This window comes from Rhodothermaceae bacterium, assembly GCA_009838195.1.
Taxonomy (GTDB): Bacteria; Bacteroidota; Rhodothermia; order Rhodothermales; family Bin80; genus Bin80.
Genome location: VXSC01000018.1, coordinates 110803 through 126364 on the forward strand (window position 1 = coordinate 110803; position 15562 = coordinate 126364).

The 15562-nt window shown below is 52.1% G+C and carries 12 protein-coding genes; 1 reads left to right on the forward strand and 11 read right to left on the reverse strand.

Features of this window, described 5'->3' with window-relative positions; translation table 11 throughout:
• Positions 1-52: 52 nt before the first annotated feature.
• The 9 genes from F4Y64_03555 to F4Y64_03595 all read right to left on the reverse strand — a co-directional run bounded on the left by F4Y64_03555 (position 53) and on the right by F4Y64_03595 (position 12761).
• Positions 53-964 (reverse strand): sugar phosphate isomerase/epimerase, encoded by a 912-nt coding sequence (locus F4Y64_03555; protein ID MXX96674.1) that lies wholly within the window; start codon positions 962-964, stop codon positions 53-55.
• A gap of 24 nt (positions 965-988) precedes the next feature.
• Positions 989-3838: a hypothetical protein gene (locus tag F4Y64_03560; protein ID MXX96675.1), complete on the reverse strand. Its 2850-nt coding sequence runs from the start codon at positions 3836-3838 to the stop codon at positions 989-991.
• Between the two features lies 1 nt (position 3839).
• Positions 3840-6470, reverse strand: a complete 2631-nt coding sequence (locus F4Y64_03565; protein MXX96676.1) for a DUF1080 domain-containing protein — start codon at positions 6468-6470, stop codon at positions 3840-3842.
• 137 nt (positions 6471-6607) lie between these two features.
• Positions 6608-7582, reverse strand: coding sequence for an aldo/keto reductase (locus tag F4Y64_03570; GenBank protein MXX96677.1), 975 nt, complete (start codon positions 7580-7582; stop codon positions 6608-6610).
• Positions 7582-8025 carry a DMT family transporter gene (locus F4Y64_03575; GenBank protein ID MXX96678.1) on the reverse strand — a complete coding sequence of 148 codons (444 nt, stop codon included), beginning with the start codon at positions 8023-8025 and terminating at the stop codon, positions 7582-7584. Before F4Y64_03575 ends, F4Y64_03570 begins: the two co-directional genes overlap by 1 nt.
• Positions 8026-8068: 43 nt before the next feature.
• Complete coding sequence (locus tag F4Y64_03580) at positions 8069-9202, reverse strand: Gfo/Idh/MocA family oxidoreductase (protein ID MXX96679.1); 1134 nt, start codon at positions 9200-9202, stop codon at positions 8069-8071.
• Between the two features lie 166 nt (positions 9203-9368).
• On the reverse strand, positions 9369-10424 hold the full coding sequence (locus tag F4Y64_03585; GenBank protein ID MXX96680.1) for a lactonase family protein: 1056 nt from the start codon (positions 10422-10424) through the stop codon (positions 9369-9371).
• Positions 10424-11320: an NAD(P)-dependent oxidoreductase gene (locus tag F4Y64_03590; GenBank protein MXX96681.1), complete on the reverse strand. Its 897-nt coding sequence runs from the start codon at positions 11318-11320 to the stop codon at positions 10424-10426. Before F4Y64_03590 ends, F4Y64_03585 begins: the two co-directional genes overlap by 1 nt.
• Positions 11321-11504: 184 nt before the next feature.
• Positions 11505-12761 carry a DUF2088 domain-containing protein gene (locus F4Y64_03595; protein ID MXX96682.1) on the reverse strand — a complete coding sequence of 419 codons (1257 nt, stop codon included), beginning with the start codon at positions 12759-12761 and terminating at the stop codon, positions 11505-11507.
• Between the two features lie 147 nt (positions 12762-12908).
• Here F4Y64_03595 and F4Y64_03600 point away from each other — a divergent pair, with 147 nt between their 5' ends.
• Positions 12909-14363 carry an arylsulfatase gene (locus F4Y64_03600; GenBank protein MXX96683.1) on the forward strand — a complete coding sequence of 485 codons (1455 nt, stop codon included), beginning with the start codon at positions 12909-12911 and terminating at the stop codon, positions 14361-14363.
• 85 nt (positions 14364-14448) lie between these two features.
• Here F4Y64_03600 and F4Y64_03605 read toward each other — a convergent pair whose 3' ends face one another.
• Together F4Y64_03605 and F4Y64_03610 are read right to left on the reverse strand one after the other, a co-directional pair.
• A complete protein-coding gene (locus F4Y64_03605) occupies positions 14449-14694 on the reverse strand; it encodes a hypothetical protein (protein ID MXX96684.1) in 246 nt (81 codons plus the stop codon).
• Positions 14695-15040: 346 nt separating this feature from the next.
• Positions 15041-15256, reverse strand: coding sequence for a hypothetical protein (locus F4Y64_03610; GenBank protein ID MXX96685.1), 216 nt, complete (start codon positions 15254-15256; stop codon positions 15041-15043).
• Positions 15257-15562 lie beyond the last annotated feature (306 nt).

A 15562-nucleotide genomic window follows, 5' to 3' on the forward strand; every position in this document is an offset into this window, starting at 1 on the left:
TCGTCAATCCATCAGTTAAACGCTCTTGAGCGCGGGCTTCTATCAGAGTCCGCTACTCCATTTCAGCTGCGAGCGTTTCGTGCACAGCTTCCAGTGCGGCCTTTACTTCCAGGATTCCCTCGATTTCACGATCCTCGGGGCCATGCTCAATTCCACAGTACCCGTTGTAGCCAGCCGCCAGAACGATCCGCATCATGCGCTCATAGTCCAGAGGGCTGGAATTGCCATCATCATCGTACACATTGGGTTTCACACTCACTCCGGTTGCATAGGGCATGAGCTCTTCTACCCCGCGGTACGAATCATAAGTTGTCTCCCTGTCAACCCGGAAATTCCCAAAATCGGGGAGTGTACCGGCACGGGGGTGGTCTGCCATTTCAATTGTGCCGGCAAGCCATTTTCCATTACTCGAGTAGCCGCCGTGGTTCTCGATGATTACATGCAAGCCGTGCTCATCCCCAAACTCACAAAGCTGATGTAGACCATCTGCAACCAGTTTCATTTGCTCGTCGTAGCTCCCCTCGCTGTAACCATTGACCCGAATAGAGTGGCATCCCAAATGTTTGGCCGCGGTCACCCACTTAAAGTGTCGTTCTACGGACTCGCGTCGCAGCTTGGCATCAGGGTCCCCTAAATTTCCTTCACGATCACACATGATAAGAATACTCGTTGCTCCCACATCCTCGGCACGTTTTTTCATCTCATTCAGATAGTCGGTGTCCTCCGCCTTCTCCATAAAAAATTGATTCACATATTCCAGTCCCAATATCCCATTCTCCGCCGCAATTGAGGCAAAATCCAGGTTGTCAATTTTCCCAGCGAAAATGGAACGGTAGAGTGACCACTGAGCAAGTGAAATCTTAAACAGCTCCTTCCGAGGTGAACCCCAGACTCGGGTGGACAGGGGAAGGGCGGCAGCGGCTAAAGCGCTTGTCTTTAAAAAACTCCGGCGAGATGTGCGCATCGTATTGTACTGAATTTGTTGTGATTACTGTGCAAGACCAGGACCATTGAACCGAATCCAGTCAAGTTCCATGACCGGGTCCTCTTCTACAGACTCAAAGGTAAGGATTAGTGTGATAGTATTTTCACTGGGGACAATCGGGAGTGTGACCTCACGCCAGTTGTCATAGGCTCCTTTGGGCAGTGATGACATCCCCGGAAAGTCAGGGGATACACCAGCAACATACTCTGCTTGGTGCGGTGTGATGGGCTCGCCAGTGTCCGGTGAGATCTCAATTTCTGCCAAAACAGTTTCAAGAGTGTCGGCAGAGAATCGGAGTGTACCCGTGCCGGTTGTGCGAAAACGCAAGGTAAGACCGTCCATACCGTGAAGATTCAGCGGAGCATACGTAAGCCGTGATCCATTCTCAAGAGGCATCGCGCTAAGTACCGTTCCCCTCCAATCCCTACTAGCAGGGTGTGTAGCATAGGTTTCCCGGGCTGATTTTTCCGAACTGGTAACATGCTCGGCCTCTTTCAAACGGGGATGCAATTTTATATTTCGGCAGGAAGTCTCCAGACACGCCTTGATGAGTGCGAAACGATCTACATAGTGTATTGGAGGAGTATGCGTATAGGCCCGAGTGATTGAAAACTCTCCCTCCGGTCCAGAATGGTCAGATAATGGAATTGGAGAGGTGTCAAACCCGCTGAACACATGGACGGCTACTTCGTCTTCGATTGCCTGATCGTGCACGGTAACACGATAGGTGTAGGTTGAGTCAAAATCAAATATGCTGCCGTCCGGTGGCCAGTCCAGACTCAACGGCAGTGCCGAAGGGGATTCAGGGACGGCTGGATCTGGTTGATCCGAGGTACCATAGTAGTCCAATCGAACCAACTGCGCGTTCGCATTGCTTCCCCAGAACTGATCTCCCCATTCAATGACATAGAGTCGGCCGCGTGGCCCCACTTCAATATCCATCGGTCTGATATAGTCATTTCCTAGCAGGAATGGGTCAATCTCCAGGACATCTCCATCTTCATCAATGGAGACGATCTTCACCCAGTTACGCATCCACTCGTAAATCATGACCTTCCCGTTGTAGTATGGGGGAAGAGCGGTGTCCAATGCGTTCGCCTGATCAAAGTGAAAAGTTGGGCCGGCCATCGGATTTAGGCCTCCGGCACCTAGCTCAGGGTATTCCTCACTGGGGCCATAGTAATAACGAATCCATGCGGGGAGTGCCGTTGGGAGTTCGCGTGCGCCGGTGTTATACTCAGATTCATTGACCGGGCGGCTGGTATCCGGCTGGACATATTCCTGTTCTGCCAAGTGGTAGTGCGTATACGGGTCATTGTAGCCCGTAAAGAGTGGCCAGCCATAGAAACCGGGTTCCTTTGCCTGGTTGAATTCATCCCAGCCACCCACGAGACCAGGTCCCACGTCTCCCCAGTATACCCACCCCGTTGAATCGTCAATTGAGATTCTGAAGGGATTTCGGTGCCCCATTGAGTATATCTCTCCGCGGTGCAGAGAGTCCGCCTGGAATAAATTGCCTTCAGGAATCGTGTAGGTACCGTCTAGCTCGGGCTTGATTCGGAGAATCTTGCCGCGCAGATCATTCGTGTTGGCAGAAGAGCGTCCCTGATCCGACATTCGTCTCAGGTCTGGATCGGGGTCATTCCGATCACCCCCAGAGTTGTCCCCGGTCGACAAATACAGTAATCCGTCTTTATCAAACTGGATGGAACCGCCGGAATGACAGCACTTAACGCGCTGGACCGGGACCTCCAGCATTGGGATTTCGCTGTCCATGTCCAACATGCGACCGTCGTAGACGAACCTCGAGAGGCGGTTTACTTTAGGCCCATCGGAAATCACAGAATAGTAGATGTAGACCCACTGATTCTCATCAAAGTCGGGATCTAGTGCCAGTCCCAAGAGCCCATCCTCAATCTTTTTATCCACTGGTAGCCACCCGATTACACGCATTTTTCCAGTTCCGGGCTCCCAAATTTTGACGGTCCCAGCCCACTCAATGATGAAGACACGCCCGTCGGAGGTAATGTCAATCTCCATAGGGTCAGTAAGCTCAGTAGTGAGAACCACTTCGTCATAAGCGGATGCAAGGGTCGCCGTCACATCGGCCTCTATGTTTCCCGCCGCCCACTGGATTCCTCCGAGTAGATGAGAGCGCACGTGTGGGTCATCGTAGCTTTCCACCGTATGTCCGAGTCCGGTGTACCATGCACGCCCCCCATCGTAATGGTGCGCCCAGGCAATCGGATGGTCGTCTCCCATTGCTCCCCCTTCATAAGAAGATTCTTTAACCACCGCCAGTACATGGACGTTGGCTCTTGGGTTCAGTCGATAGTTGTACCACTCATCGGTGTGATTCCAAAGTGGGGGTAGCCCTTTGGTCGAAGGATGGAATCGGTCAGTTACAACGATGTCTGCTGGCTGGACATCCGGGTGGTCTGAAAAATACGCGCCAACAAGGCCACCATACCATTCCCAGTCATATTCGGTCGTTGCAGCACCATGAATGCCGACCCATCCTCCTCCTGACTGGAGATAGGTCATCAGTCCTTCCTCCTGATCAGCATCAAAGACATCCCCCGAGGTATTCAGGAAAACCACGGCGCGAAAACGTTGCAAGGAGTCTGCACGAAAATAGTCTGCATCCTCGGTTGCAACCACCCCAAAATCATGTTCGGCTCCGAGAGTTTTGATCGCCTCCACACCGGCTTCAATAGAGTTGTGCCGAAACCCCTCGGTCTTGGAAAATACCAGCACGTCATAGCCGTGCTGTCCCACCGCATCTGTAACATCAACGCCGATAATCGCGGCCGCGATCAATCCGACCAGGCCTGCTTTTATCACGTTTTGCATGTCAGTCGAGTCGTTTTACCCGGATATTGCGGTACCATACTGGTTGCCCATGGTCCTGAAGGCCGATGTGTCCTTCGCGTGCAAATGCCGTTCCCGCCGTGGGGAACTTGTTCCATGACCCATCCGGGTTTGCATGCGGCGTCCGCCACCTTGCAATATCCATATCTATGACATGCTCTCCGTTCAGTCTCACCTGAATCCGGCTGCCCCGGCAGGTCAATTGGTAGGTATTCCACTCTCCGGGGGGATTGATGGCATTCTTGGCCGGTGCCTGCAAATCATAAATCGCTCCTGCGGTTCCGGTACGGCTCAGGTCTGGTCGGCCATAGGAGTTGGCCACCTGTACCTCTAAGCCGGTATAGACTGGATCCATGATGTCGCTGGTTCGGAAGAAAATGCCGCTATTGGTCCCTTCGATTACCTTGAAATCCAGCTCCAGTATAAAATCCCCATACTGCTCGGTTGTCCACAGGTAATCCAGATTGTGTTCCTGCCCATCCGGGTTTTCCCGCCGCACAGTAAGCTCCCCGTTTTCAACGACAAACTTGTTGTTCTCTCCGGTTAGCCAGCCGCTCAAGTCCTCCCCATTGAAGAGGGTTTCCCATCCCTCAGGATCTTTTGCTGGATCTTCGATAGCCATTGGCTGCTCCAGTTCCCGAATCCAGATATTCCGAAATTGAATATTGGAACTGGTCGGATTCAGTGCATTCAGCGTTTCATCCCATCCTCCGTGATGCTGCAGAGCGATCGGGCCGCGCTCAGGGAGATCCGGGATTTCGGCGTTCTTAATCACCTGCTTCCCGTTCAGCATGACCCAGATTCGATTACCGATGAGGGTAATGTCCATGGAATTCCATTCTCCCATCGCATGATCTGCACGCATGCGGGGGACGGCTGCCGCACGTTGCTCAGGTGTTGCATCAGGGTTTGTACGTACCCCCCAGAGCTCACCGGAGCCAACCCCCCAGTTCCAGAGATTTACCTGTTGTGTGGTGCCGCGCAAAAATATACCGGAGTCTGAGTTAGGAGTAGGAGTGGTCATGATGGTGCCATCCTCGTCCATCTGGTAGGACCCATCCGGAAGGATTGTCGGCATGTCAAAGATTCCACTGGCACCTTTGAATCTCCAATCCACATGCAACTGTAAATCACCGAATTTTTCGGTCGTCCAGAGGTGCTTGTCCTCTGCTTCGGAGAGGGCATCGTAGTCAATCATGTACTCTTTGACGGTCCAGTGCCCCCCGTCTCCTTCCGGTACGTTCCAACCCGAGAAATCCTTCCCATTGAAAAGCGCGCGATATGCTGGCCATTCACGCCACGTTGGGTAGGTATAACGAGGGGGAAGTTCATTCGCGTAGCGGGGCTTCGGCGGTGTTCCTTGGTTGTAGAACACATAAAGCCCGGTCTTCCCTGCAAGGACCACGTCCTGATCGCCATCTTTGTCCATGTCCTTCACATTGATCTTCATTCCGACGCCAACGACATTATTGGGTGGTGGGCTGATCCCTCCCTCATCCGGGTAATACGGGACATGATTGTATGAGAGAATATGCCGCTGAAATTCGCCACCTTTGATATCGTACCAGAACACAAAAGATGGATCTCCGACACCGACATCTCCTCCGTAGTGTGCAAATAGGCGCTTACCCGCAATCAGATCATCTTTTCCATCCCCATTGAGGTCTCCCATCGCCAGTGAGTGGAAAACACTGAAATCGGTTTCAATCCAGTGCCTTGTAAATGATCGTGTGCCAGAGGCGTCTACGGACTGTTCGTACCAGGCGAGCCCATATGCATGCGCACTGCCAAGGATGACATCATTCAGGCCGTCCTCATTGACATCATGTACGATATTCGGATGTGCGGTTGCTCCTGCTTTTTCGGAGAGGGCACTTTCAAAATTCCAGTCGGCGTGGAAGGGCCAAGGTCCGCGCGGATCGTCCGGCTGCTCGTACCAGCCCAGGCCCGTGACAATATCGAGGCGGCCGTCCATATTCAGATCCCCAAGTGCGTTGCCATGGGTATCTCCATCGGTTCCAACAATGTACTCAATCCAGTACGGGGGTTCGTCAATATGCTCGAGCCATGTCATCCCCTGTCCTTCAACTAGGCTCCAGTGGTTGACCAGAATATCTTCGTCTCCATCCCCATCAATATCTCCATGCACGACTCCTTCCATATTAAAGGCCTGATGGATCTTGTGTGATTCCCATTGCTCACCTGGATTAAGTGGCCTTCCAGGGTTACGATACCAGTAGGCTCCTTTCATGAACATCCATCCGCTGCTCACGATATCTTCCCATCCATCAAAGTCAACATCGAGCGCAAATTCGCTGTTGCTTTCCGTTTCCGGGCCATTGGTTTCAGCTCCTGGGCGATAGTTCAGGTGCTTAATCCACAGAGGGGCCTCGTACCAGTTTCGCCCTGCTGCGATATCGTAGTCTCCATCGTTGTCAAGATCAGCAACAGATGCGGTTTCTGAAAAGGGTCCGAACCAGTAACTGTTCTGGAGAGGATCATGTACGGGGCCATCAATCTTTACGGGTGTAAATATGATTTCCTGTGCATGGGCAGATACAGTCAGATTCAGAAGAACAAGCAGTGTCAGGGTGGAGCGGAGGAAGTAGGTCATGGTTCAATCGGTATAACGGTCTATTCGGATTACTGCGTAGCGAGCCGGGGCAAAGAATCCCTACGCCTTGGCTGGCCTCGACTCATGATCTTCTCGAAGCCTTATGGGGGCAAGCACGTAAGGTTTGACATTGTCCTTTATCTCAGCCACGCTTTCTTTACATCGGGGTTTCCTGCGTCTGTAAGGTGCTCCATCTGGGCTTCAGATAGCTTCAAGTCCAAAGCGGCCAGGTTCTCCAAAACCTGCTCTTCCTTGCTTCCTCCAATGATCGGGAGCACCGGTGGATCACTCTGTCGCATCCAGGCGATGATGACCTGATTCACGGTTGAGCCGGTCTCCGAAGCTACAGACTGTAGCGCCGCTAGGCGTTCGTCGGCTTCCGGGCCTGCAAATTGTGCAGGCACAGGGCGGTCATCACGGGAGTAGGCGCCCTGCAAAAGAATTGAGTATGCAATCAGCGATATATTGTGATGAGTACAGAACCGCTTCATGTCGTCAGTGATACATATTTGCGGTCCAAAATCTGCGCCATGCCGCGGCCGCAGATAGGTATACCGCTGCTCAACCACGCTGTATTGCGTAAATCCCTGTAGGGCGGCCAGCATATTTGCCTCTGCCACTCGCCAAAGCCACAGATTACTCGCTCCCAGGATGCGCACTTTTCCGGCAGTCACCAGGCGATGGAATGCCTCCATGGTCTCTTCGACCGGGGTCTCGAAGTCATCTCTGTGTGCATAGTAGACGTCAATACAGTCTGTCTGGAGGCGTTGAAGGCTCTTGTTGCACTCTGATTCAATCTCCGAGGCACTCAAGCCACCTTCACATCCAGGGTAATCGAATCCGAGTTTGGTACTGAGCACCATCCTGGCGCGATTGCCTCGCGCCGCCATCCAGCGTCCAATCGTGCTCTCACTCTCCCCTCCCACGCATCCCGGGTACCAACTTGCGTAGAAGTTACCAGTGTCGATAAACGTGCCTCCGTGGTCCGCAAATAGATCCAGCAGTGTGTGGGATTGGGTTTCGTCTACGCGGCTGCCAATCAGGTCTGTTCCATAGCAGAGTGCACTGACCTGTACGTCAGTATTTCCAAGTCTTTGCTGATCCATCTCCATCAGTCAACAAAGGTCACAATCGCAGCACCACCGAGCAAGAGCACTACGCCAAGGCTTTTGATTAAGGTAATCGGTTGTTCGGGTGAACCCAGCCAGCCATAATGGGATAGCACCATTGCAGTAACCACCTGTCCAGCAAGGAGTGACATGAATAACGCACCTGCACCGACCTTTGGAATGATGGCGGCAATCGCAAAGACAAGGAGTGCGCCCATGATCCCTGCAGTGAGCAGTACCGGGTTCACATCCTGCAGGCGACCAAAAAATTCTGAATCCCAAGCGGTCAAGCCCACAACAATGGCGGTGACCGCGCCGATGCACCAGAAGAGGGCGTTGGCCATTTGTGGATTCTGAACGGCTGCGCCAACGCGTCCGTTCATGGCTAGGTGGACTGCCAGCACAACGCCGAGTCCGAGTGTGAGCAAGAAGAATGCCGCTTTCATTTATCTAGGGATTTTGTGTATGTGTGTTGCAAAAAGATCGAACTCAGAGGTGAACCCACCTCTGCTTAGTATGGCTCTCCAAAACTGCATCACAGAGAACCATCGTATGGAGACCATCTGCGAAGGTTGGGTAGCGTGCCGACTGAGGGTCTGCACCCGATGTAATATCCTCATAAAAGGCGCGAAAACACTGTTTGAATGCATCGGGGAAGCCTTCATTGTGGCCACCGGGGTAGTTGCTGAATCCGCGGACCGTAGCATCCATCAGGGCGGGGTCACGTGCCAGCAACTCATTAGATTTGGACCTGTGGCCCATGAATAATTCGTTCGGACGCTCACTGCACCATGAGAGGGACCCTGTTTCGGTTGAAATCTCGTAGGTGCAGTAATTCTTGCGTCCAGCGGTCACTTGCGATACCCAAAGTACTGCCTGTGCGCCGCCTTCCATGCGTAGGATCACACATCCACAGTCCTCTGTATCGATGGGAATATCCTCCAGCTCTTGCCCTTCAGCACTAGTATATGTAGCGACTCCACCTTTCGGTTTCTTTCGGATGGGATGAATCGTGCTTAGATCTGCAAATACAGACTCAACTTCGAGACCAGTAATTGAGCAGATTAGATCCATCCAATGGGTGCCAATGTCTGAGACAGCACGCAGGGCACCTCCCTCAGAACTTAAAACGCGCCAGTTAAAGTCGGTATCGTAGAGTAGCCAGTCCTGAACGTAGCGCCCGACGATGCTGTATACTTTTCCCATGTTCTGGACGCGTGCACGTGCCTCAAGATTCAGCGGGTAGAAGCGGATATTGTAGCATACTCCGGCGTGCAGGTTTTTCTCTTTGGCCAAAGCAACCAGTTCCTTTCCCTCTTCCGCATTCATTGCCAGCGGTTTTTCACACATCACATGTTTGCCGGCAAGGAGCGCCCGACGCGAGAATTCGTAATGCATAACGTTGGGTACAGCCAGGTGAACAGCCCGGACGGTCGGATCGGAGAGGACCTCATCAAAACTGCCGTAGGCGTGAGGCAGGCCGAGGTTTGCCCTGGCAGCCTCCGACTCTTCAAGATCTATACCTAAAATGCCTCGTATTGGCATACCGAGACGACGCAGGGCTTCTACATGAACCGGACCGATAAAGCCTGCTCCCGCAACAACAACACCGATGTCTTTCATCTTTGACAGCTGTTTGAGTGAGTGAATGTCAGGGTCGTCCCCGCCATCGGGGAGGGGAGGTCGCGACGGGTATAATCACAGTGTTTAGATTGCTTCATAGCGAAAGGTTGATTGCGTAAGTGAAAGTACAAAATAGGACACAAATAGATCATCCCATACACCTTTGTCATTGAATGATTTTGACACAGGCAGGGCTGGGTACATGTACAATTTGACTGGGTCCAGCAAGATGCCCGGTTTCTTGATCAATACGAAAAGCGACTAGCGTATCCGAATCCTGATTCGCAGCGATCAAATGCTCTCCAGAGGGATCCAGAGCAAAATTGCGGGGAGTTGTTCCGTGAGTCGAAAACCACGCGGGGCTTGATAACCCCCCATCACCTGAGATCTGGAAGCAGACAATACTGGACGGGCCGCGTAGTGACGCGTACAGAAATCGTCCAGTTGGATGGACATGGATATCTGCGCCGGACCGCTCCCCGGTGTACTCCCGGGGTAGGGCGTCCACGGTATTCAGTACGTCCAAATGGCCATCTTTCCAGGAAAGAATTGAAATAGAGGAATCCAGTTCGTTGAGCAGGTATACAGTCGTTCCAGAGGGATGGAAGACCAAATGTCTTGGACCTGCTCCCGGATGAATTGTTAAGGGATCACCAGAAACTCTCAGGCTCCCATTATCTGTATGGTACACGCATACCTGATCTGTGCCCAGATCTGGAACGAGGCAGTATTTACCCGTTGGATCAGGAACAATTGCATGTGGATGGGGGGCTTCCTGTCGTGCTTGATTTGGCCCGGATCCCGTGTGTTGTACGTGCCTTGCAATCTGCTCAAGCCCACCGTGATCGGACAATTTTACGGCGGTGACAGACCCGCCCACATAGTTGGCAGCCAAGAGGTGGTTTTCGTTGATGCTGACATAGCATGGAGCACCTCCTTGCGTACCGATATGGCCGAGCGGCTCAATAATTGCCGGGTTGGCATCCCACCCCCACGCCTGCAGGGCGCCCTGAGTCGAACCGTCAAACTCCAGTGTTTCACTTGTCGCGTAAAGTCGCTGACGGGCGGCGTCTACAGCTAGGTACGAGGGACTCGGAAGCCCACGAAACGCATTCTCTGGCCGAAGCCCACCTTCGCGGAAGGAATAGGTGTAAATGCCTGTTCCACGCCCATTGACATGGTCAAGTCGCTGAGTATAGGTACCAACAAATACGGTTGCCATTAGTCCGGTGTACCAATTTGCACGCCAGCTAGGTTCTCAAGTGCCATGATGAGTGCATGATTTCCTTCACCTCCGAGTCCTCGCTCCTGTAGGCTGCGATAGAGTTGAAAAATTTGGCCGGTCATTGGCAGGGGAATGCCCAATGCATCGGCTGCCTCCAGAACCAGTCGCAAATCCTTTTGCTGGAGGTCAATTGTGAATCCGGGTTCAAAATCTCGCACGATCGCTTGGGTCCCACGGTTACTGAGCATCCAGCTGCCCGCTGCTCCATGTTCGACAGCCTCCAGCGTTTTTGCCAGATCCAGCCCTCCTTTCTGTGCAAAGAGGAGAGCTTCGCTTATAGCCATCATGGTGCCCACCACTAGGATCTGATTTACGAGCTTCACCATCTGGCCCGCTCCTGTGCCTCCCACATGCGTAATCCGGCTGGCCATTGCCTCCAACGCACCCATCGCACGCTTCACGTCAGATTTGTCCCCACCGACCATGATACTCAGGGTTCCATTGGCCGCGCCTTCGCTGCCGCCGCTGATGGGTGCATCCAACATTCGCAATCCCGCTGTATGAAGCCGGGCTTCCATGCTGACGGTCGCCTGAGGACTGATTGTACTGGTATCAATGATCAGTGAACCGGCGTTAGCACCATGTACAACTCCATTTTCTCCGAACAGTACCTCTTCAACATCGCGGGTTTCGCTCACACAGAGGATGATGATATCAGACCGTGCTGCCACGGTTGCAGCATCGGGTGCTCCATTCGCTCCAGCGGCCTCAATGGGTGCCATGCGAGAGGAGGTCCGATTCCAGACATGCACTTCAAAACCGGCTTTCAGGAGGTTGCGCACCATACCCCCGCCCATAATGCCGAGACCAATAAATCCAATGATTTCTTTCATCGTCAGCAAGGAATATAACACAGGCTCTTTTATTTGGGCGATTGCTGAACGGATCTGCAGGTTTATTCCTGAACTGGCCGTAATGGCATTCTGCTCAAGACCTCGGAACTAAAATAATTTTCTGGACCACTGCGGAGATGTCGCAAATTCAGGGGTCAGCCGGGATGGCGAGGTAGGAAAATGTCTAGGTCTTCGCAGAATCAAGCTTATACAGATGCTCTCCGGCTCTGGGTACGTACAGATAATCTGGATCCTTTCGGTTTCTCCACCAGCGAAGGTCAATGGAGTCTAGGTCATGGTATCCAAGTCCAACTTTTTCGCATCGTTCTTTGGAAATCTGGCTGGCGAGTGTAAGACGGATGCGAGGGGTTTCCACACCATCCTTATAGGTGGTTTGCCCACGAACATGTGCCGCATGTGCAAGAACAGTCCACGGAAAATGACGATACTGATTCCAGTTTGCTTTGAAGTAGTCCGTGCCGTGAAAGCCGATGGTATCCAGGAGTGTGCCGTGGGTATACGAGAGCTCTGAAATATGCGGGGCATAGAGGAGGATTTCGCCACCATCGGCAATAACCGGTTCCAGTTTATACATCCCTTTTGCTCCTGTCCATAGATCATCATACATGGACGGGATGATTGCGAATGCCTGAGAAACTGGCTTTTTCATCCACGTGATATGTAGTTGAGCAGAATGCCGGGCTGCTCTCAACCAGGATTCATCCTCATCGTCCCCGATGTACACTCCGGCCAAACCATCGTCCTGCACAACCAGATTCATGAAGACGCGATTGCAAGGAAGCTCATTGGCCGCACGGTTGATCAACCGGCGAATCGGCGTGTCATACGTGCCGATAATCGCACGGCTGGACATGAGGGCACCGACCCAGTGCGTAAAGTCAATCACTTCCGGTCCACTGATTCCAGGAAAAAAGTATTTGTTTCCCCCTGAAAACCCCGCCACCTCATGTGGAAAAACCGGCCCGCACACCAGGGCCACGTCATAGTCAAGCACTTTTCTGTTGATTGTTACAGGAAGTGGGCGTTTGATCAGTCCTCTGGTGATTGAAAAAACCTCTTCATCCGGGATGGTTGTCAGGGTGATCAGTTCTGACGGGTCAGCCCATGCATGATTAAAAATATTGACGCTCGAGTAACGGCCGCATTTTTCAGCATGTGAGATTCCCACAAGTGCTAGCCGAGCCTGCTCACTCATCGGCGGATGGGTTCCAAGTGCAATCAGGAAATCCAGAGCCGCGACCCGTTCCAGTAGAAGATCACAGACCAAGGGGAAGATTGTAGGCAGTGGTGCCGTACGCGTTGCATCCGGGATGATCACTAGGATTCGATCATCGCGTGCAAACCGGTCCCCTAACTCTTTTTCAAGAATCCGGGCGATATCTGTTTGAGTCAGCAGCGCTATTGGTGATTTAGATCCCATCAAGGTTTGTATTAATCCTCGAAGTATTAGATTCCTTCTGATAGCAGGATTCAATAGAACATGATACTCAAAAAATTCTGGGGAATTGGTTTCTTTCTTGTGGTAGCTGGGGTTTTAGGCTGCCAAACATCGCCAGAGCGTCCGAATATTCTGATCATTCTGGCGGACGATCTGGGATATTCGGATATCGGAGCGTACGGAGGCGAAATCCATACGCCAACTCTTGACACGTTGGCGGAAAATGGAGTCCGTTTCCGCCAGTTCTATAATGCGGGACGCTGCTGCCCGACAAGAGCTTCCCTGTTGACCGGCCGCTATCCGCACGGTGTCGGGATGGGGGCAATGGTGTCTTCCGTTGACAGCGAGCTGACGACGGGACCCTATCAGGGCTATCTTAGCGAATCGGCATTGACCCTTGCGGAGATGCTTCAGGACTCTGGTTACCGCACCTATATGTCCGGGAAATGGCATGTCGGAGAGCGCCCTCAGCACTGGCCCCGCACGCGCGGGTTCGAACGTTATTTCGGTTTAATCAGCGGTGCGAGCAGTTACTACGAGATCATCGAAAACCAGCCTCGCAAACGGCAAATGGTATTGGATGATGATCCTTGGAGCCCACCAGACTCGGGGTTCTATATGACGGATGCATTCACGGACCGAGCGATTGAATTTCTTCAGTCGCACCCATCTGAGAAGCCGTTCCTGCTCTATTTGGCTTACACTGCTCCACATTGGCCTTTACATGCACTCCCCGAAGATATTGCCAGATATGCACATGAGTACGAAGAGGGATGGGACGTGCTGCGTCAGGATCGCTATGCACGAATGCAGGAATTGGGAGTGATCGATGAAACGTATGCTTTTTCTTCCAGGCCCCCAAGGCTGCCTGCCTGGCAGGATATGATCGACAGAAATGATTGGGCGCTACGCATGTCCGTATATGCCGCGATGGTGGATCGTATGGATCAGGGGATTGGGAGGGTGATCGATCAGTTGCGGTCTACGGATGCGTTGGACAACACATTGGTGATTTTTCTCTCAGATAACGGTGGATGTGCCGAGAGTGTGGATGGGCGCCGGTTGCATGACCCAAGTACACATGCAGGCGAGCGAGGATCATATCTGGCTTATGAGGAAGCATGGGCGAATGCCTCGAATACTCCCTTCAGGCTTTATAAGCAGTGGGTACACGAAGGTGGCATCGCGACTCCCCTGATCGCACACTGGCCTGCCCGCATCAGAGGGCCAGGCAGAATTATTGACGAGCCCGGCCATGTCATAGATCTAATGGCAACGGTTGCCGAGGTTGCTCGGGCCACCTTGCCTCATTCCGATGGAAAGAGCCTATTGCCACTGTTGGATACGCCCGAGTACAGTTGGCCGGATCGTACCCTGTACTGGGAGCACATTGGGAATCGTGCGATCCGTCAGGGGGACTGGAAACTGGTTTGGGACCGCGGACGCGCTGAGTGGGAGCTCTATAATCTTGCATTGGACGCAACGGAATTGTATGACCTTGCTGCGGAAGCTCCGGAGATTGCTTCTAGCTTGCAGCATCGTTGGGAGGTCTGGGCAGACTCCATCGGGGTTCAACTGCGTTGATAATTTCAGCCAACAGATGAGGTGAGGGTAAGAGGTTCAATAAGATTCCTTTCGGGTCAAGTGCGTGAACCACGAGTCCCTGTGTTTACCCACTCGGTGTTTTAGCATTCGTCCCCTTCTGTTCAGGTTCAACATTTTGGAAGGAAGCTAAAAGTCTAACCTCATTTTGTGCAATGGAGTCCAATATCCTTGCCTCGCTTTTTTCAATAGTGCGAGAAACCCGCCGGGTGATCAGTAAGATTATTCCGTACAGAACTCCAAAGATGGCAAGTAGAAGGACTGCAATGATGAGGAGGGTGATAATGATTTCAAAAGGACCTAGACTGAACATGATTTTGAGATTATTTTGTCTTACCAGTTCCGGATACACAATAATCGCCCACTCGGCGCCTAAACGTCCGTCACCTTCTGTTAATTTTCAGTGTTTTTGAAGGAAGCTGCAAGTCGGGTCTCGCGTTGTGCAATAGAGGTCATAATTCTGGCCTCACTTTGTTGTAGGGAGCGAGAAACCTTCCGGTTGATCAGTAAACTAATGCCGTACAGAATTCCAAAGTTGACAAGTAAAACGACTGCGATGATGGAGATCATGAGGGTTCCAAAAGGACCTAGGTCATAAATAATTTTGAGGTTGATCTACCGTGTCGGTTCCTGACACACAACACCTGCCCACATGGCACTTATGCATTCGTCCCCTTCTGCTCATTTTCAATGTTATTGAGGGAAGCTGCAAGTCTGGCATCACTTTGTGCAATAGAGGTCATAATTCTGGCCTCGCTTTGTTCTACGGAGCGAGAAACCCGCCGGGTGATTATTGAAATTCCACAGTATATAACTCCAATGAGGACAAATGAGTAGACTGCGAGGACAAGGGGTTCATATGGGAAAAATAGCATGTTATCGATCTGTTAAACCTGTTTTATTTTGTCGATTCCTCGTACACATCGCAATGGCTTACGACAGGTCGGTCAGAACCACGTTTAGAAACACCGATAGGATTCGAAACGTGATCAACTGCTTTGTACACATAAAGTAGCGTACGTACGCCGGTCTAATCCACGCTGGTCCCCAACGGGAGAATACCAATTCTCATGCAGCGTTTAGGTTCCAGTCTTTCCGAGAAACAGGGGTCACGCCGGGAGGCTTTTTCTGAGGATTCTTAATTTCGGCTTTGCTAATTTCGAAAACATCTAAAGCTTGCA